Source organism: Ralstonia sp. Ralssp110, assembly GCF_047325135.1.
Taxonomy (GTDB): Bacteria; Pseudomonadota; Gammaproteobacteria; order Burkholderiales; family Burkholderiaceae; genus Ralstonia; species Ralstonia mojiangensis.
The window spans coordinates 648362-665458 of sequence record NZ_CP168610.1; the positions used below are offsets into that span (position 1 = coordinate 648362).

The following is a 17097-nucleotide window of genomic DNA, read 5'->3' on the forward strand; positions in this document are numbered from 1 at the left end:
AGATGCCGGAGCACCCCGTTCCCGCAACCATCCGGAGAGTAGCCATGAGTGATGTCTACGCATTCGAGGCCGATTCGTTGACCGGCCAGCGCGTGCCGCTGTCGCAGTACAAAGGCAAGGTCCTGCTGATCGTGAACACGGCGAGCAAGTGCGGATTCACGCCGCAATACGCTGGGCTGGAAGCGGTGTACAAGCGGCTGCATGAGAAAGGCCTCGAGGTGCTCGGCTTTCCGTGCAACCAGTTCGGCAAGCAGGAGCCGGGCGGCGAAGACGAAATCGGCGCGTTCTGCGAGAAAAACTACGGCGTCTCGTTCCCGATGTTCGGCAAGATCGACGTGAATGGCTCGAACGCGCATCCGCTCTACAAGTGGCTGACCTCGGAAAAGCCCGGCGTGCTCGGCATCGAAGCGGTCAAATGGAACTTCACCAAGTTTCTGCTGCGCCGCGACGGCACGGTCTACAAGCGCTACGCGCCCATGACCAAGCCGGAAGAGATCGCCGACGATATTGAACGGCTGCTGGCGGAGCCCGATCCCGCCTGACGTTGCGGTCGTTAATCCGACGAGCCTCGCACCTTGCGCATGAAATCCGCCAGCGAGCGCTCGGCGGATTCGGCAAAGTGGCGCTCCAGAATGTCGACCTTGACGCAGCGGTCGAGGCGGAAGGTGCGGTAGTCCTGACGGTGCTCGCACCAGGCGGCCACCAGCCAGACTTGTCCCCAGAAGAACAGGCCGAGCGGCTGGATGCAGCGCTCGGTCAACTGACCTTGCGCATCCCGGTAGGAGAGTCGCGCGACGGCGTGGCGCCCAAGCGCCGCATGCAGCGTGTCGAATACCTGCTTGACCTCGTTGCCCATGCCGTAGCCGGGCGCAAAGATGCGCGTGGTCTCGGCTTCGTTGCGGCGCTCCGCGGGCAGGGCGCCCATCAGTTTTTCCAGTGCCGCTTCCACCGAGTCGGCCATGGTGCCGCCGCCCCATGCCTTGATCATCCGCGCGCCGGCCACCAGGGCTTCAACTTCATCGGCGGTGAACATGAGCGGTGCGAGGTCGAAGCCTGCGCGCATGCGGTAGCCGATACCGGCTTCGCCTTCGATCGGCACGCCTGAGACGGACAGATCGCGGATGTCGCGATACACCGTGCGCTCGGACACGCCGAGGCGCTCGGCTAGCATGGCCGCCGTGGTCAAACGGCGGCCTCGCAGGATCTGGGCAATCTGGAACAGGCGGTCGGCGCGGCGGGTCATGCGCGGCATTGTAGTGGCCTTCGGCCCGGGTGCAACGCGCGCCATATCCCCTACGCGCCGAAGGGCGTCAGCTCACGTTGCGGGTGGATGTCCACCACATCGACCTGTTCGCCACGGCGCAGCATGCGCTTGCCCAGTCGCGGGAAGTCGGCAATCTCGATGTTGAGATGTTCGCCGCCGCACAGATAGACGAGGTCTTCCTTGCCGCAGTTGCGCAGGTGGTGCGCGATGCCCGTGGGGAACGCCATGAAATCGCCGGGGCGCACGGTGAACATGCTGTCGGCGATTTCAGCTTGCGCTTCGCCCGAGAGGATGTAGATCCATTCCTCTTCGCGCTGGTGCGAGTGATAGACGAATGATTCCTTGCCCGGCGGCACGCGCGCGAAATTCACGCCGGTGCGCTTGAGCCCGAGCAGCCGGCCCATCATGGTGCCGTGGATTTCCGACAGGCTGTTCCAGGGGTGCGAAAACGACTGCGTGCGCGCGGTGATATCCGCGGCACGCATGAGATACGGGGATTGACTCGGCATGGTGTTCTTCTTCTCTGTCTCGTAGTAAAGGCCGGCGCCCGCGCACCGGCCCTGGGGGCGTTACTGCTGTAGCAGGTACGCCTGCGTCTTGGCATCCGGCTCATGTAGGCCGACGCGGTTGCCTTCGGTGTCGACGATGTGGGCGATGCGGCCCATATGGTCGGGCAGCGTCATCGGGCCGAATACGCATTGGCCGCCACTGCCGTTCACGCGTTCCAGCACCGCATCCAGATTGGGTGCGTTCAGGTAGACCACGCTGCCCTTGTCGGACGGCGCAAAGCCTTCGCCCTTGACCAGCGCACCGTGGATGGTCGTCTCACCCGCCGGAAACACGCCCATGGTCAGGTCGCCCATGTCTTCCTGCTTGAGCTGCGTGTCGAAGACGTTCTCGTAAAACTTCACCGCACGCGGGAAATCGTTGGCGGGGATTTCAAACCAGTTGATGACGCTTGCCATGTTGTCGCTCCGGTTGATGAGGCAGGCGGTTGGGGGAACCTGTCTCGTTAAGGTGAAGCGATTCTGGCGGGGGGCTCCTGACAGCGTTCTGTCAGGAGCATTCAGGAGGATTGCGGAGTGTGTTGTACGTTGCCCAGGCAGTGAAAGCCGGGCGGTGGGGGAACAGCTCAGTGCGGAATCCAGCCTGCCAGCAGCGGCACCAGCACCGCCGTCAGCACGCCGTTCAGTCCCATGCCCAGCGCGGAGAACGCACCCGCCTCGGGATTGACCTGAAACGCGCGCGCTGTGCCGATGCCGTGCGCCGCAATGCCGGTCGCAAAGCCACGCACGCTGTATTCGCGCACGCGCAGCAGGTTCAGCAGCCGCGTCGTGGTGGTCGCACCGACAATGCCGGTAATGAGCACCAGCACCGCCGTAATGGTCGGTGCGCCGCCGATCTTCTCCGAGATGCCCATCGCGATCGGGATCGTTACCGATTTCGGCGCCATGGAGCGTAGCGTTTCGGGCGATGCGCCCAGCAGCCATGCGATGCCTACGGCTGACACCACCGCCACGACCGACCCCGCAAGGAGCCCGCCCATCAGCGGCAGCGCGTGGCGGCGCAGCTTCGCCCATTGCTGGAACAGTGGTACCGCCAGCGCAACCGTGGCCGGCCCCAGCAGGAAGTGCACGAACTGCGCGCCGTCAAAGTACGTCTTGTACGGCGTGCCCGTCAGCGTCAGGAGTGTGCCCAGGATGACGACCGCAATCAGCAGCGGATTGACCATCGGGTTGAAGCGGCTGCGTTCATGCAGGCGTACGCCAATCAGGTAAGCGATGAGCGTGGCGGTCAGGCCCAGCAGCGGGCTGGCGGCCAGGTAGACCCAGAGTTGATGAAGGTTCGGAGCCATCGCGTTCATGGGGCCAGCTCCTCGTGGCCTTCGCCGCCGCCGTGGTCAATGCGGCCCATGCGGCGCATCAGGGCGCGGGTGACGAGCGCACCGGCAGCAATCGACAGCCACGTCGACACGACGGTCGCCACCACGATCGGCAGCCATTCCTGCCCGATGCGGTTCAGTTGCGTCATGACGCCCACGCCGGCCGGTACGAACAGGATGGTCAGGTGCCGCAGCAATTCGCTGACGGTGCCCTGCATGACTTCGAGCACGCGGCCCTTGTCCACCAGCAGGTAGATGACCAGCAGCACCATGCCGATCACCGGACCGGGCACCGGCAGGTGCAGCGAATACGTCAACAGCTCTCCCACCGACTGGAACGTCAACAGGATCGCGAAGGTTTGCAGCATGGGGCCTCCGGGCAAAACGAAGCGCCAAGTATAGAACCCGGCTGCGTTCGCTTCAGGCCAGCATGCGGTCGACCAGCTCGATCCAGTGTTCAACCGGAGTGTCCGTGCCGCTCTGCAGATGCGTCACGCAGCCGATGTTGGCGGTAACGATGCGCTCGGGCTGCGTCGCTTGCAGCTTGGCGAGCTTGTCGTCGCGCAGGCGGTAGGCCAGCTCCGGTTGCAGCACCGAATACGTGCCCGCCGAACCGCAGCACAGGTGGCTGTCGGCGCAGAGCTTGACGTCCACGCCCAGCGACGTGAGGAGCGTTTCGACCGCGCCGCGAATCTGCTGACCGTGCTGCAGCGTGCAGGGCGGGTGCCACGCCACGCGCGGCCGTTGCGCTTCCGGTTTGGCCTTCTGCAGAAGCTGTTGCGAGAACGCCGGCAGCACCTCGCACAGGTCACGCGTCATGGCGGACACGCGCACCGCACGCTCGGCATAGGCCGGATCGTCGCGCAGCAGGTGTCCGTATTCCTTGACCATCGCGCCGCAGCCGGAAGCGGTCATGACGATGGCCTCGGCGCCGGCTTCGATATGCGGCCACCACGCATCGATGTTGGCGCGCATGTTGCCGAGGCCGCCTGCGTGGTCGTTCATGTGATAGCGGATGGCGCCGCAGCAGCCTGCGCGGTCTGCGCTGATGAGCTGCACGCCCAGCTTGTCGAATACGCGCGCCGTGGCTGCATTGATGTTGGGCGACATGGCGGGTTGTACGCAGCCTTCGAGCAGCAGCATCTTGCGCGCGTGCACGGTGTTTGGTCGCACGCCGGCGTGGGGTTGCTTGGCCGGGACCTTGTTGCGCAGCACTTGCGGCAACATCGGCCGCACCGCCTGCCCGAGCTTGAGCGCGGAGCCAAACAGCGCCGGCCGTGTCAGCCCCTCGCGCAGCGCCCAGCGCACGGCGCGTTCGCCCAGCGGGCGCGACTCTCCTTTCGCGTCGAGCTGGTCATCGACGATCTTGCGGCCGATCTCCACCAGGCGCCCGTACGTTACGCCGGACGGGCAGGTCGATTCGCAGTTGCGGCAGGTCAGACAGCGGTCCAGGTGCAGGCGTGTAGCGGCGCCGGCGGGTTGTCCCTCCAGCACCTGCTTCATCAGGTAGATGCGCCCGCGCGGGCCGTCCAGCTCATCGCCGAGCAGTTGGTAGGTCGGGCAGGTGGCCGTGCAGAAACCGCAGTGCACGCACTTCTGCACGATGCTTTGGGCTTCTTCGCCGTCGGGGGTGTTGCGCAGGAACGCCGCGAGCGTGATTTGCATGATGGGCTTGCGTTAGAAGTCGGCAGTCAGAACGCTGAATACAGACGGCCCGGGTTGAAGATGCCGTGCGGATCAAAGCTGTCTTTCAGGCGTTTGTGCACCGCCATCAACGGCGCGGCGACGGGCGTGAAGATGTCGCTGGCGCGGTCGCCGTTGCGGAACAGCGTGGCGTGGCCGCCGGCCTTGCGTGCTGCATCGCGGATGACGTCAGCCGAGGTGTTGGCGGTGTCGATCCACCAGCGCTGGCCGCCGCCCCATTCGACGAGTTGTTCGTCGGCAGAAGCATGTCCGAGCGCCAGCGGCGGCGTGGCCGGGGGCAGGGCGATGCGCCATAGCGGCAGGCTGCCCTGCACGGCACGCGAAAAAAACGCATGTGATTGTTCGCGCAGGTCGTGCCAGAACGCCGCTGCTTCTGAGTCATCAACACGCTCGCCGCCGAGCTTGGCAATGGCTGCGCGCACGGCTGCATCAGCGCCGCTCAGGCGCACCCACAGCGCACCGTCGATCCACGCAGACGCCGCAATCGGCAGTGGCTGGCCGCCCCAGCGGTTCAGGGTGTCGATGGCTTCGCCTTGCGCCATGGCAAAGCGCAGCGTTGCATCGCAGAACGGCATCGGCAGCACCTTGAGCGACACCTGCACGATCAGGCCGAGCGTGCCGAGCGCGCCGGCCATCAAGCGCGAGACGTCGTAGCCGGCCACGTTCTTCATCACCTGGCCGCCGAAGTTCAGCATGTCGCCGCGGCCGTCCATGACGACGGCGCCGAGCACGAAATCGCGCAGCGCACCCACCGACTGCCGGCGCGGCCCGGACAGGCCGGATGAAAACGCACCGCCGACGGTCGCCTGCTTGCCGTCCGCAGCAAAGTGCGGCGGTTCGAACGCCAGCATCTGCCGGTGCTCGGCCAGCGCAGCTTCGATCTCGACGAGCGGCGTGCCGCTGCGCGCGGTGACGACAAGTTCGGCGCAGTCGTAATCGACGATGCCGGACCATTCGCGTGTGTCGAGCACGGTGCCGTGGGGTGCCGGTGCGCGGCCGTAGAAATCCTTCGTGCCGCCGCCACGCAAGGTCAGTGGCGTGTGGCTGTCGGCTGCGTGTGCGATGGCCTCACGAAACCGTGCGAGCGTGGGCGAAAGGGCTGTGTCTGGCGTGCTTGGCATGGCGAACCTTCAGGTGCGCAGCTCACTGGCTGTGCGCGGTCTCGATGGGGTGGAGCGGAAGCTTGGTGCCGCAGCGCTTGCAGAATGCGGCGTCAGTGTCGTGACGGTCGAGCGTGCAGCCGCTGCACGCGCGGGCCTGCGGTGGGACGGCCGAGGCAGATCCTTCGCGCATGGTGTTCACTAGTTCGGCGCCGATGATGCCGGTCGGGAACGCGATGATGCTGTAGCCGAGGAGGATGGTGAGCGAGGTAATGAACTGGCCCAGCGGCGTGCGGGGCACGAGGTCGCCAAAGCCTGTGGTGGTGAGCGTGACCACCGCCCAGTACATGCTGACCGGAATGCTGGTGAAGCCATGCTGCGGCCCCTCCACCACGTACATCACCGTGCCGAGGATGATGGTGATGATGAAGACGGTACCCAGGAACACGAAGATCTTGTGCCGCGCGTTCAACAGCGCACGCAGGAGGATCTGCGCCTCTTCAAAGTAGACCGTGATCTTCAGTATCCGGAAGATGCGCAGCAGACGCAGCAGCCGCACATCGAGCAGGTAGGCCAGCTCGGGCACGAAGATCGCCAGCCACGTCGGCAGGATCGAGATGAAATCGATGACGCCGTAAAAGCTGAGCACGTAACGCCAAGGTCTGCGCACTACGAGGATGCGCATGACGTACTCCCCCGTGAACAGCAGTGTGAAGAGCCACTCGAGCACCGTGAAGAGCGTGCCTGCGCGGCCGCTGACGCTCGGCAGGCTGTCGAGCATCACTACCAGCACGCTGGCGAGGATGGCGCCAAGCAGGGTCAGGTCGAACAGCCTGCCGGATCGTGTTTCGGCTTCAAAGATGATGGCGTACCAATGCGCGCGCCAGCCGCTCTCGGGTTTGCCGAGATATTCGCCAAGGCGCGCATTGTGGGCGTGCCAGCGGTTCCGGACGGTACGGGGCGGATTCTTCATGGCTACGTGCTTCAGAAGCGCGGTAGGTCCGGATGCGGCAGCAGGCCGTTGCGCACGTGCAGCTTGCCGTATTCGGCGCAGCGCGCGAGCGTGGGGATAGCCTTGTCGGGGTTCAGCAGGCGCACCGGGTCGAAAGCCGTTTTTACGCGCAAAAAGGCGTCACGTTCTTCCGCCGAGAACTGCACGCACATCGAGCTGAGCTTTTCCACGCCCACGCCGTGTTCGCCCGTCACGGTGCCGCCGAGTTCAACGCAGGTCTCGAGGATGTCGGAGCCGAACAGTTCGGCGCGGTGCCATTCGTCCTGGTCTTCGCCGTTGAAGAGGATGAGCGGGTGCATGTTGCCGTCGCCGGCGTGGAACACGTTGATGCAACGCAGGGCGTACTTCTGCTCCATCTGCTGGATGCGCCGCAGCAGCGTACCGATGTGCTTGCGCGGGATGGTGCCGTCCATGCAGTAGTAGTCCGGCGAGATGCGCCCGGCTGCCGGGAAGGCGTTCTTGCGTCCGCTCCAGAACTTCAGGCGCTCGGCCTCGCTTTGCGAGACCTGGATCCGCGTGGCACCCGAGGCGCGCAGCACTTCGCTCATGCGCGCGATTTCTTCGGCCACTTCTTCGGGCGTGCCGTCGGACTCGCACAGCAGGATGGCGGCCGCATCGAGGTCGTAGCCGGCGCAGACGAATTCCTCAACAGCCGCGGTGGCAGGCTTGTCCATCATTTCCAGCCCGGCCGGGATGATGCCGGCGGCAATCACGTCGGCCACGGCGTTGCCGCCGGATTCCACGTTGTCGAAGCTCGCCATGATCACCTGCGCCAACTGCGGCTTTGGGATCAGGCGCACGGTCACTTCCGTCACCACGGCCAGCATGCCTTCGGAGCCGATCACCGTGGCCAGCAGATCCAGGCCGGGTGCGTCGGGCGCTTCGCTGCCGAACTCGACCACCTCGCCATCCATCATCACCGCGCGCACGCGCAGCACGTTGTGCACGGTCAGGCCGTATTTCAGGCAATGCACGCCGCCCGAGTTCTCATTGACGTTGCCGCCAATGGTGCAGGCGATCTGCGAGGACGGATCGGGCGCGTAATACAGCCCGTGCGGATTGGCTGCTTCCGAGATGGCGAGGTTGCGTACGCCCGGCTGCACGACCGCCGTACGCGTATACGGGTCGACTTTGATGATGCGCTTGAACTTGGCCAGCGACAGCACCAGCCCGCCCGGCGTGGGCATCGCGCCGCCCGACAGGCTCGTCCCGGCGCCGCGCGGCACCACGGGCACGCCCATGCGGTGGCACACGCGCAGGATTTCGACGACTTGCGCTTCGGTATCTGGCAGCACCACGGCCAGCGGCACCTGCCGGTAAGCGGCGAGGCCATCGCATTCATACGGGGTGGTGTCTTCGCGCTCCCAGAGCAGCGCGTCGTCGGACACGATCTGGGACAGCGCAGCGGTCAGCTCGGCCTGCAGGGCAGATTGATCGCGGGCGGTGGCGGGCAGCGACGCGTTCATGGGGTGTCTCTCATCGTTGTGCCCGGCAGCGGTGGCCGGGGTGGGAGGCACTATAGCCCGGCCGCCGTGCCATGCGGCGTGTTAAGGACTTTTGCTGCGATGAATTTGGCTCGCCGAGGCGGCCAATGCGGTTCATCGCGTTGCGGCAAGGTTTTACCGCTCGTTCGTGGAGGTCCGACCTCCATGATCGAGCCTTCGACCGTCGATGGTGGGGCTCAAACCATCGAGCTTCACACTAAAAGTTTCGAATCCGAGGTTCGGGTACCTCACGCGTGAGGCAAATATGGTCAGCGTTGATGAAAAAAGCAGCAGCGATGAGGTTCAGAACGTCGACTTCTAGGCCCGGAGGCTCGGCCCATGCCCCTTTTTGCTCCGACGTTGCTGCTTTTTTCATCAACGCTGGGGTTCCGAGCCTCAACGTCGATACTAAAAGTTTCGAATCCGGTGGTTTGAGGGCCAGTTACGAGGCTTGGCTGCCCGCGGCTGACCGGTTTACCAATCCAGCCCAAGCAACCAATCCACAAACTGCCGCGCCTCGGGCTTCATCGGCGCCTGTTCGCGCTGGACGATGTAATAAGCATGTGGCGACGTCGATTCGATGTCCAGTAGCCGGACGATCTGCCCCGAGCCCAGCCAGTTGCGCGCCATCGCCTGCCGCACCAGCGCAACGCCCTGGTTGGAGGCCACCGCTTCGAGCATCAGGCCGATGTCGTTGAACAGCGAGCCGGTGGCAGGCTCGGGTGCGTCCAGCCCCGCCGCCTCAAACCACGGGCGCCACGGCTCCAGCGGGCTGCGCAGCAGCGTGAGGTTCAGCAACTGCGATGCTTCGGTGATGGTGTTGCCGCTGATCTGCTCGAAGTAGCCGCGCCCGCACGCCGGGAACACCGGCTCGTTGAGCAGCAGCGTGGTCTTCAGGTCCGGATAGCGGCCGGTGCCGTAGCGGATCTCGACATCGGTGTCCTCGGCTTTCACATCAAGGAACGGGATGGAGAGATGCAATTCCAGATCAATGTGCGGGTACAGCGCGTTGAATTCCGGCAGACGAGGCACGAGGTGCTGGCGGCCGAACGTGGGCGGAATCGCCACGCGAAGCCGCGCGCGCTGCTTGCTGAACTCCGGCCGCGCCAGTTCGTGCAGCGTGTCGAGCGCGACTTGCACGCTGCGCAGGTAGCGCGTGCCCGCGGCGGTCAGCCGCAGCGCCGTGCCGGTGCGCACGAACAGGTCTTCGCCCCATAGTTCTTCGAGGTTCTTGATGCGGTGCGATACCGCGCTGGGCGTGACAGAAAGCTCTTCGGCCGCACGCGCGAAGCTCGCATGGCGCGCCCCCGCCTCAAAGGCAATCAACAGATGCAGTGGAGGAACGCGCTTGAAGACGGAGGACATGCGGGCGGTCGCTGGTGGGTGAGTCGGTTAGAGGTGGAAGATCTTGCCGGGGTTGAGGATGTGCTTCGGGTCCAGCGCCAGCTTGACGCTGCGCATCAGGTCGATCGCATCGTTGCCGTGTTCTGCGATAAGGAAGTCCATCTTGTGCAGGCCCACGCCATGTTCGCCCGTGCAGGTGCCGTCCATGGCGATTGCACGCGCGACGATGCGCTGGTTGATGCGCTCGGCTTCTTCCAGTTCTTCCGGTTTGTTCGGGTCGATCAGCAGCGCAACGTGGAAGTTGCCGTCGCCCACGTGGCCGACGATGGGCGCGGGCAGCTGGAGCGCGCTGGCGAGCAGGTCCTTCTCGGTTTCCACCACGCAGTCGGCCAGGCGCGAGATCGGCACGCACACGTCTGTGGTGACGGCGCGGCAGCCGGGCTTGAGCTGCAGGAACGCAAAGTAGGCGTTGTGGCGGGCGTTCCACAGGCGGCTGCGGTCTTCGGGGCGCGTGGCCCATTCGAAGCCCTGGCCCTTGTGTTCGGCGGCGATCTGCTGGACGGTCTCGGCCTGTTCCTGCACGCCGTGCTCCGAGCCATGAAACTCGAAGAACAACGTCGGCATTTCGGGCAGCGTGAGCTTGTCGTATTGGTTGATCGCGCGGATGGCAAGCGCGTCGACAAACTCGACGCGCGCAATCGGCACGCCCATCTGGATGGTGTCGATCACAGCGGACACCGCATCGCCCATGCTCGGGAACGCGCACACAGCCGCGGACACGGCTTCCGGCTGCGGATACAGCTTCAGCGTGATCTCCGTGATGATGCCGAGCGTGCCTTCGCTGCCGATGAAGAGGCGGGTGAGGTCATAGCCCGCCGACGATTTGCGCGCGCGGTTGGCCGTCTTGATGATGCGGCCGTCAGCGGTGACCACTGTCAGGTTCAGCACGTTCTCGCGCATCGTGCCGTAACGCACGGCGTTGGTGCCGGACGCGCGTGTCGCGCACATACCGCCGATGGACGCGTCCGCCCCCGGGTCGATCGGGAAGAACAAACCGGTATCGCGAATCTCGGTATTGAGCTGCTTGCGCGTGACGCCCGGCTCGACCGTCACCGTCAGGTCTTCGGGGTACACCGACAGCACGTGGTTCATCTGCGAGAGATCGAGGCTCACGCCGCCGGCCACGGCCAGCAGATGGCCTTCGAGCGACGAGCCGGCGCCATACGGGATCAGCGGAGTCTCATGTTCAAAGCAGAGTTTGGCGACGGCGGCGACTTCCTCGGTGGTCTGCGCGAAGACGACGGCGTCGGGCAGCATCGGGTCGTAGGCGGATTCATCGCGGCCGTGGTGGGCGCGTACGGCTTCGGTGGTGGAGATGCGGTCGCCGAAGCGGGTGCGCAGCGCGTCGAGCATCGCAGGCGGAATCGGCTTGCGGATGCACTGGGAGGGAGGGGCTGGATGGTTCATGGCGTCTCGCGTGGGGCGGCGGTCTGAAGCCGGCTCGGGCTGTCATTCTAACGCCGGGGCCATGCCGCCCTTGCGATAATGGCGCCACCAACATTGACGCTATACAGGGAGACGCACCGTGGGCAACCGCCTATCCAAAATCGCTACCCGCACCGGCGACGACGGCACCACCGGCCTCGGCGACGGCAGCCGCACGGCCAAGGACAGCCTGCGTATCGCCGCCATCGGCGACGTCGACGAGCTGAACTCGCACATCGGCGTGCTGCTCACGGAAACGCTGCCCGACGGCGTGCGCGCCGCGCTGACGGCCATCCAGCATGACCTGTTCGATCTGGGTGGCGAACTGTGCATTCCCGGCTACACCATGGTGACGACCGCGCACGTGCTGCGGCTCGACCAATGGCTGGCCGATTACAACGCCGATCTTCCCCGGCTGGCCGAATTCATCCTGCCCGGCGGCAGCCGCGCTGCGGCACAGGCGCATGTCTGTCGCACCGTCGCACGCCGTGCCGAGCGGAGCATCGTGGCGCTCGGCCGCGCAGAGTCCATCGGCGAGGCGCCGCGCCAGTACGTCAATCGCCTGTCGGACCTGTTGTTCGTGCTGGCGCGCGTGCTCAATCGTGCGGACGGCGGCACGGATGTGCTGTGGAAACGCGACGAGCACAAGCCGACCTGATCGGCGTCCACACCATAAAGAAACGGCCCGGCGAGGTTGCTACCTCGGCCGGGCCGTTTGCTTTGCAGCGCGCTGAATCAGTTCACGATCGTCGGCGTCGTGGTGCTTTGTGCCACAGCAGCCAGCCCCGCCAATTGCCCCGGCGTGGTGATGGTCAGCGCCTGCGATGGCGTCGGCGCCGGGAAGCCGCCTTCGGCCAACGCTTCCTTGATCGTGCGGTTGGTGTCGAAGTACACCTGCCAGTAGTTGTCGTTGTGGGTGTAAGGGCGTACAGCCAGCACGGGCCCGACCAGGTTGAATTCCAGAATCTCCACATCGACGGCCGGATCGGTCAGCACGTTCGGAATGGCGGCAACCTTTTCCTTGAGCAGCGCAATGGCGGCGCGGTGGTCAGCACTTCCGGCCAATTGCGCCTTCAGCTCGACACGGCGGAACGGGTTGGAAGTGTAGTTCTGGATCGTGTCGGCAAAGATTTTGCCGTTGCCGACAATGGTGACCACGTTGTCCGGCGTGTTGATGGTCGTGGCAAACAGGCCGATCTCCTTGATCGTGCCCGTCACGCCGCCGGCCGTCACGAAGTCGCCCACCTTGAACGGCCGCAGCACGATCAGGAACGCGCCCGCCGCAAAGTTCGACAGCAGCCCCGACCACGCCATGCCAACCGCCACGCCGGCGGCGGCAATCAGCGCAGCGAACGTCGTCGTCTGAATGCCGAAATAGCCCAGGATGCCGATCACCAGCAGCACGTTCAGCGTAACGGTGATGATTGACCCGACGTAGCGAAGCACGGTCGGATCGACCTTCTGCCGGGTCAGCGAGCCTTCCACCATGCGTACCGCCAGATGGATCAGCCAGCGGCCGACCACCCAGAAAACGATGGCAGCGAGGATCTTCATACCGACGTCGGTGGCGTATTGCGCCACGATCGCCTGGTACTTGCTTGCGGTGTTGACGGCGGTTTCTGCCAGGGTGTCTGCCATGGATGCCTCCGGGGGGAGCAGGGGGAATCCACCTACGATATGTCAAAGACAACGCACTTGTGTGACTTTGATGCGTCTTGCTCACATTTGTTATATGTTGCGCCGCACCAGCGCCCGCACCGGCAACAGAAGGCGCCCCCGATGGCCTTCGCCGTCATTTCATGGCGCCTATGTTGCATGCGAGGGCCGTGGTCAATAGCGAGCATCGCCAGGTTTCTTATCCTTCGGCCAGTCATTGACCTTGGGCGCAAAATCCGGGCGGGGCATGTGTGAGAAGAACTGCGCCACATCCACTGCCTCTTGATCCGTCAGCCCGCCTTGACCCAGCGGGAAGCGATTGTGAAATGCGATCGGCATGTTGTGCTTCACAAAGGCTGCCGCGGTGTAGGTGCGCGCCATGCCTGCGCCAATGTTGAACGACTGGTCACCCCAAAGCGGCGGATAGACATATTGGCCTTGTGCGTTCGTGATGCCTTCTCCGTTGGTACCGTGGCACAGCGCACACTGGGCCGTATAGATGTTCCGTCCATTTTCCACATTGGGCACCAGACTCTTGTCGATCTTGCCCACGCCGCGTCCAGGGATCTTGTCTTCCGGCTTGGCCTCACGCTTCATCCAGTCGAAATAGGCGACCATGGCTTTCATCTCTTCGGAATTCACCGGCAAAGGCTTGCCGTTCATCGAGCGAAGGAAGCAACCATTGATGCGCTCTTCGAGCGTTATGACACGCCCGGCGCGCGGTGCGTAGCTGGGGAAGAAGGCGGAGATTCCGACATAGGGCGACCCGTCGGCAACCGTGCCTGCATTGAGGTGACAACTGGCGCAATTGAGCTTGTTGCCAACGTTCTTGGGCAGCATGTTGTGCGTATCGATGTTCAGGCGCGCGCCCAGCACCAACTGCTTGGCGTTGGGTTCATCGAGCACGGCTGCCAAGCGCGGTGTTTCGAACGGGGTGGCATCCAGTTTCCTGACCTCCAGTTCCTTGCGTGCCTTGCCCACGTCGGATGCAGCCACTTGTTGCTGCTTGGCGCTGCCCCAGCTTTCGCGCGTGAAGTTCACGATCTCGGCGATTTCCTGGTCGCCCAGCCGAGCAAACGAAGGCATGGTCAGCACTCGGGCATGGCTGACCGTCTGTGCAGTGGCAGAGCCAGTCAGCAGAATATGCAGCAGTGTGGCCGGATTGCTCTCGCCCAGTACCGGGTTGCCTGCCAGTGGCGGGAACACGTTGGGCACGCCATCGCCGTTGCTGCGGTGGCAATCGGCACAGAACTGCAGATACCCCAAGCCGCCGCGGCTGGTGTAGAGATTTGGCGGCGGGTTGGGCGTGCCGGTGGCATGCTGCACCGGCTGTGTCGATGCCCCCGGGGAAGGTGGGACGATCATGGGCGCAGGCCCTTGCGCAATCTGCATCGGCTTGTCGATTTTGCTGGTGGGCAAAGACTTCAGGTACTCGCCAATCGCCAGCAAATCGCCGTCCGTCATGTACTGCGTGCTGTGCTGTACTACGTCCACCATGTTGCCCGAGACGGCGCCATGGCGGTTGCGCCCGGTCTTGAGCATTTCAGCGACATCCTGCGGTGTCCAGAGGCTGCGCAGACTCAGGGCCCGCCAGCCTTCGACCGTTTCACCGGCCAGGAAGTATCTGCCGCTGGAGTCGGCCTCCGTCATGGTCTTTTCCTGAAAGCCGATACCGCGCGGCGTATGACAGGCGCCGCAGTGCCCCAGGCCTTGCACGATGTAAGCCCCCCGGTTCCACTCCTGAGATTGCGAAGCATTCGGCCGGAACGGCTGGCTATCCAGAAAAGCCCAGTTCCACAGCGACAACCCCCAGCGCTGGTTGAAAGGAAACGACATACCCAGCGGCCTGTTGGTCTGCTCCACTGGCGCCACACCCTTCATCAGATAGGCGTACAGCGCCCGCATGTCCTCCGGCGTCATCTTGGCGTAGGACGGATACGGCATGGCCGGATACAGGTTGTGACCATCCGCGGCGATGCCCCTACGCATCACGCGATCAAACTGGTCAAAGGTATAGCGCCCGATGCCTGTTGTGGTTTCTGGCGTGATGTTGGTGGAATACAGCACGCCAAACGGCGTCTGCAGTGCAAGCCCGCCGGCCATCGGCTTGGATTTATCGCTGGTATGACATGCGACGCAGTCGCCCAGCCGCGCCACATAACGCCCTCGCGCCACTTGCGCGCGCGTCGCATCGTCCATGGTCTTCGCATCGCTCGCAGGCAGGTCGTCAATCACCTGGGGCAACTGCGTATGCGCAGCGGCGATGGTACGAGCCGCGGGTGTCGTCGTACCCAGCGAAGCGCCAGAGGCATGCGTAGGCGCGACCGGCTGTAGTTGGGCTTGCGCCCCGCACTGCCACGCGGCAAATGTCGCGGTCATGAGCATGAACTGCAAAAGCCGCTTTTTCGTACGCTTGGCTGTGTGGGAGTTGGGCATGCTGACTTGTTCTTCCCGGGGGGGGGAGGGTGGACTTAAGGGGGAGTCACCATTTTATTAAGAGGGGTAACCGTAAGATCACATCGTGCTCGCTTCTATTTGATCTATCGCACGATTGCCCCGTTGGGTGGGTTGCTCGCTTCAAGCGCGGTGATCGGGGGCCGATCCAGGTGCGGCAAGACGACAGAGAGAACAACTTGTCCATCGTGGTTCTGGTCAGCCTCCGGATCGCCCCGGCGTGCGGCGTTCGTCCTGCGCGGAAACAAAAAAGGACGCCCTAAGGCGTCCTTCTTTGTGTCACTCTTGCGTGACTCAGTTGCCGCTGCCCGGTACCAGACGGCGCTTGCGTACAGCGTCGGCCAGCGTTTCCAGCACCTTCACCGAATCGTCCCAGCCGATGCACGCATCAGTCACGCTCTGGCCGTAGACCAGGTCCGACACCGGCGTGCCCTGCACGTGGTCCTGGCGACCAGCGTTGATGTGCGACTCCACCATCACCCCCACGATGCGGTTGTCGCCGGCAGCCATCTGGCGGCCGATGTCTTCGCACACCGGGATCTGGTTCTCGTGCTTCTTGCTGCTGTTGGCGTGCGAAGCGTCGATCATCAGGCGAGCGGCCAGGCCCGACTTGGAGATGGCGTCGCAGGCTTCCTGCACGCTGGCGGCGTCATAGTTGGGCGCCTTGCCGCCGCGCAGGATGATGTGGCAATCCTCGTTGCCCGCCGTCGACACGATGGCCGAGTGGCCGCCCTTGGTGACCGACAGGAAGTGGTGCGGCTGCGATGCGGCCTTGATGGCGTCCACGGCGATCTTCACGTTGCCGTCGGTGCCGTTCTTGAAGCCGACCGGGCACGACAGGCCGGAAGCCAGCTCGCGGTGTACCTGGCTTTCGGTGGTGCGCGCGCCGATGGCACCCCAGCTCACCAGATCGGCGATGTACTGCGGGCTGATCACGTCGAGGTATTCGGTGCCGGCGGGCAGGCCCAGTTCGTTGATGTTCATCAGCAGCTCGCGTGCGGTGCGCAGGCCGTCGTTGATCTTGAAGCTGCCGTCCATGTACGGATCGTTGATCAGACCCTTCCAGCCGACCGTGGTGCGCGGCTTCTCGAAGTACACGCGCATCACGATTTCCAGCTCGTTCTTGAAGCGCTCGCGCTGCTCGACCAGGCGGCGGGCGTAGTCCATCGCTGCCTTGGTGTCGTGAATGGAGCAGGGGCCGATGATGACGATCAGGCGATCATCCATGCCGTGCAGGATGCGGTGCATCGCGTTCCGGCTTTGGTAGATCAGGTCGGACACGGTGTCGCTGCACGGGAATTCGCGGATCAGATGCGACGGCGGCGTCAGCTCTTTCAGTTCGCGAATGCGCAAATCATCGGTGTTCTTCGGCATGGAAAGCTCCGGGGATGTGTCTTGAGTTCTATTGGAAACGTCTACTGTGTTCGGATCATGTTTCGCGTCGGTGCCGGGGTGGGGCAGGTGACTGGGCGAAAAAAAACCGCCAGGGTCGCTGGCGGTTTTCGGTATCTGCTGGGTGCTTTATTTTTGCTGCAAGCGCCCCTCTCCTTCCGCCAGCGGTGCGAGATGCCAAAAGTAAAAGTAAAAAAACTTGGCGAAGGACATGAGAGGAAAACGAGTCGATGCAGGAAAAATTGTGGCGCAGAGGTGACTTGAAACTACTGCGCCGCACCAATCGAACCGTCTTTATAAACCCTTTCTTTGAGGGCCGC

At 64.0% G+C, this 17097-nt stretch carries 16 protein-coding genes; 2 read left to right on the forward strand and 14 right to left on the reverse strand.

Translation table 11 applies throughout. The features are described 5' to 3' along the window. Positions 1-44: 44 nt before the first annotated feature. Complete coding sequence (locus ACEN9T_RS11715) at positions 45-542, forward strand: glutathione peroxidase (protein WP_092972479.1); 498 nt, start codon at positions 45-47, stop codon at positions 540-542. An 11-nt stretch (positions 543-553) separates the two neighbouring features. On the opposite strand, the gene ACEN9T_RS11720 is transcribed toward ACEN9T_RS11715, so the two are convergent. The 11 genes from ACEN9T_RS11720 to ACEN9T_RS11770 all read right to left on the reverse strand — a co-directional run bounded on the left by ACEN9T_RS11720 (position 554) and on the right by ACEN9T_RS11770 (position 11257). Next, positions 554-1252, reverse strand: coding sequence for a helix-turn-helix transcriptional regulator (locus ACEN9T_RS11720; RefSeq protein ID WP_413707785.1), 699 nt, complete (start codon positions 1250-1252; stop codon positions 554-556). 41 nt (positions 1253-1293) lie between these two features. After that, positions 1294-1773 carry a cupin domain-containing protein gene (locus ACEN9T_RS11725; RefSeq protein WP_413707786.1) on the reverse strand — a complete coding sequence of 160 codons (480 nt, stop codon included), beginning with the start codon at positions 1771-1773 and terminating at the stop codon, positions 1294-1296. A gap of 60 nt (positions 1774-1833) precedes the next feature. Next, on the reverse strand, positions 1834-2229 hold the full coding sequence (locus ACEN9T_RS11730; protein WP_027680594.1) for a VOC family protein: 396 nt from the start codon (positions 2227-2229) through the stop codon (positions 1834-1836). 167 nt (positions 2230-2396) lie between these two features. After that, on the reverse strand, positions 2397-3128 hold the full coding sequence (locus ACEN9T_RS11735; RefSeq protein WP_092972481.1) for an LrgB family protein: 732 nt from the start codon (positions 3126-3128) through the stop codon (positions 2397-2399). Then, on the reverse strand, positions 3125-3514 hold the full coding sequence (locus ACEN9T_RS11740) for a CidA/LrgA family protein (RefSeq protein ID WP_045202631.1): 390 nt from the start codon (positions 3512-3514) through the stop codon (positions 3125-3127). Before ACEN9T_RS11740 ends, ACEN9T_RS11735 begins: the two co-directional genes overlap by 4 nt. Before the next feature lie 52 nt (positions 3515-3566). Further along, positions 3567-4811, reverse strand: a complete 1245-nt coding sequence (gene glcF, locus ACEN9T_RS11745; protein WP_413707787.1) for a glycolate oxidase subunit GlcF — start codon at positions 4809-4811, stop codon at positions 3567-3569. 26 nt (positions 4812-4837) lie between these two features. Beyond that, a complete protein-coding gene (glcE, locus tag ACEN9T_RS11750; RefSeq protein WP_413707788.1) occupies positions 4838-5971 on the reverse strand; it encodes a glycolate oxidase subunit GlcE in 1134 nt (377 codons plus the stop codon). A gap of 22 nt (positions 5972-5993) precedes the next feature. Continuing rightward, positions 5994-6923 (reverse strand): ion transporter, encoded by a 930-nt coding sequence (locus ACEN9T_RS11755; RefSeq protein ID WP_092972485.1) that lies wholly within the window; start codon positions 6921-6923, stop codon positions 5994-5996. Between the two features lie 11 nt (positions 6924-6934). Then, on the reverse strand, positions 6935-8428 hold the full coding sequence (locus tag ACEN9T_RS11760) for an FAD-linked oxidase C-terminal domain-containing protein (protein WP_413707789.1): 1494 nt from the start codon (positions 8426-8428) through the stop codon (positions 6935-6937). Between the two features lie 492 nt (positions 8429-8920). Then, positions 8921-9811: a LysR substrate-binding domain-containing protein gene (locus tag ACEN9T_RS11765; RefSeq protein WP_092972487.1), complete on the reverse strand. Its 891-nt coding sequence runs from the start codon at positions 9809-9811 to the stop codon at positions 8921-8923. Positions 9812-9838: 27 nt separating this feature from the next. Next, positions 9839-11257 carry an FAD-binding oxidoreductase gene (locus ACEN9T_RS11770; protein WP_413707790.1) on the reverse strand — a complete coding sequence of 473 codons (1419 nt, stop codon included), beginning with the start codon at positions 11255-11257 and terminating at the stop codon, positions 9839-9841. A 118-nt stretch (positions 11258-11375) separates the two neighbouring features. Here ACEN9T_RS11770 and ACEN9T_RS11775 point away from each other — a divergent pair, with 118 nt between their 5' ends. Continuing rightward, positions 11376-11933 carry a cob(I)yrinic acid a,c-diamide adenosyltransferase gene (locus ACEN9T_RS11775; RefSeq protein WP_092972489.1) on the forward strand — a complete coding sequence of 186 codons (558 nt, stop codon included), beginning with the start codon at positions 11376-11378 and terminating at the stop codon, positions 11931-11933. Between the two features lie 77 nt (positions 11934-12010). Here ACEN9T_RS11775 and ACEN9T_RS11780 read toward each other — a convergent pair whose 3' ends face one another. From ACEN9T_RS11780 to aroG, 3 genes are all read right to left on the reverse strand, one after another. Continuing rightward, the gene (locus tag ACEN9T_RS11780; protein WP_413707791.1) at positions 12011-12913 is read right to left on the reverse strand and encodes a mechanosensitive ion channel family protein; all 903 of its coding nucleotides are present in this window, start codon (positions 12911-12913) and stop codon (positions 12011-12013) included. 192 nt (positions 12914-13105) lie between these two features. Then, complete coding sequence (locus ACEN9T_RS11785; RefSeq protein ID WP_413707792.1) at positions 13106-15310, reverse strand: c-type cytochrome; 2205 nt, start codon at positions 15308-15310, stop codon at positions 13106-13108. A 369-nt stretch (positions 15311-15679) separates the two neighbouring features. Further along, positions 15680-16759: a 3-deoxy-7-phosphoheptulonate synthase AroG gene (gene aroG, locus ACEN9T_RS11790; protein WP_413707793.1), complete on the reverse strand. Its 1080-nt coding sequence runs from the start codon at positions 16757-16759 to the stop codon at positions 15680-15682. Positions 16760-17097 lie beyond the last annotated feature (338 nt).

Coding starts and splice junctions, on each gene's coding strand:
- ACEN9T_RS11715 (WP_092972479.1), top strand. CDS start 45: ATGAGTGATGTCTACGCATTCGAGGCCGATTCGTTGACCGGCCAGCGC.
- ACEN9T_RS11720 (WP_413707785.1), bottom strand. CDS start 1,252: ATGCCGCGCATGACCCGCCGCGCCGACCGCCTGTTCCAGATTGCCCAG.
- ACEN9T_RS11725 (WP_413707786.1), bottom strand. CDS start 1,773: ATGCCGAGTCAATCCCCGTATCTCATGCGTGCCGCGGATATCACCGCG.
- ACEN9T_RS11730 (WP_027680594.1), bottom strand. CDS start 2,229: ATGGCAAGCGTCATCAACTGGTTTGAAATCCCCGCCAACGATTTCCCG.
- ACEN9T_RS11735 (WP_092972481.1), bottom strand. CDS start 3,128: ATGAACGCGATGGCTCCGAACCTTCATCAACTCTGGGTCTACCTGGCC.
- ACEN9T_RS11740 (WP_045202631.1), bottom strand. CDS start 3,514: ATGCTGCAAACCTTCGCGATCCTGTTGACGTTCCAGTCGGTGGGAGAG.
- glcF (WP_413707787.1), bottom strand. CDS start 4,811: ATGCAAATCACGCTCGCGGCGTTCCTGCGCAACACCCCCGACGGCGAA.
- glcE (WP_413707788.1), bottom strand. CDS start 5,971: ATGCCAAGCACGCCAGACACAGCCCTTTCGCCCACGCTCGCACGGTTT.
- ACEN9T_RS11755 (WP_092972485.1), bottom strand. CDS start 6,923: ATGAAGAATCCGCCCCGTACCGTCCGGAACCGCTGGCACGCCCACAAT.
- ACEN9T_RS11760 (WP_413707789.1), bottom strand. CDS start 8,428: ATGAACGCGTCGCTGCCCGCCACCGCCCGCGATCAATCTGCCCTGCAG.
- ACEN9T_RS11765 (WP_092972487.1), bottom strand. CDS start 9,811: ATGTCCTCCGTCTTCAAGCGCGTTCCTCCACTGCATCTGTTGATTGCC.
- ACEN9T_RS11770 (WP_413707790.1), bottom strand. CDS start 11,257: ATGAACCATCCAGCCCCTCCCTCCCAGTGCATCCGCAAGCCGATTCCG.
- ACEN9T_RS11780 (WP_413707791.1), bottom strand. CDS start 12,913: ATGGCAGACACCCTGGCAGAAACCGCCGTCAACACCGCAAGCAAGTAC.
- ACEN9T_RS11785 (WP_413707792.1), bottom strand. CDS start 15,310: ATGACCGCGACATTTGCCGCGTGGCAGTGCGGGGCGCAAGCCCAACTA.
- aroG (WP_413707793.1), bottom strand. CDS start 16,759: ATGCCGAAGAACACCGATGATTTGCGCATTCGCGAACTGAAAGAGCTG.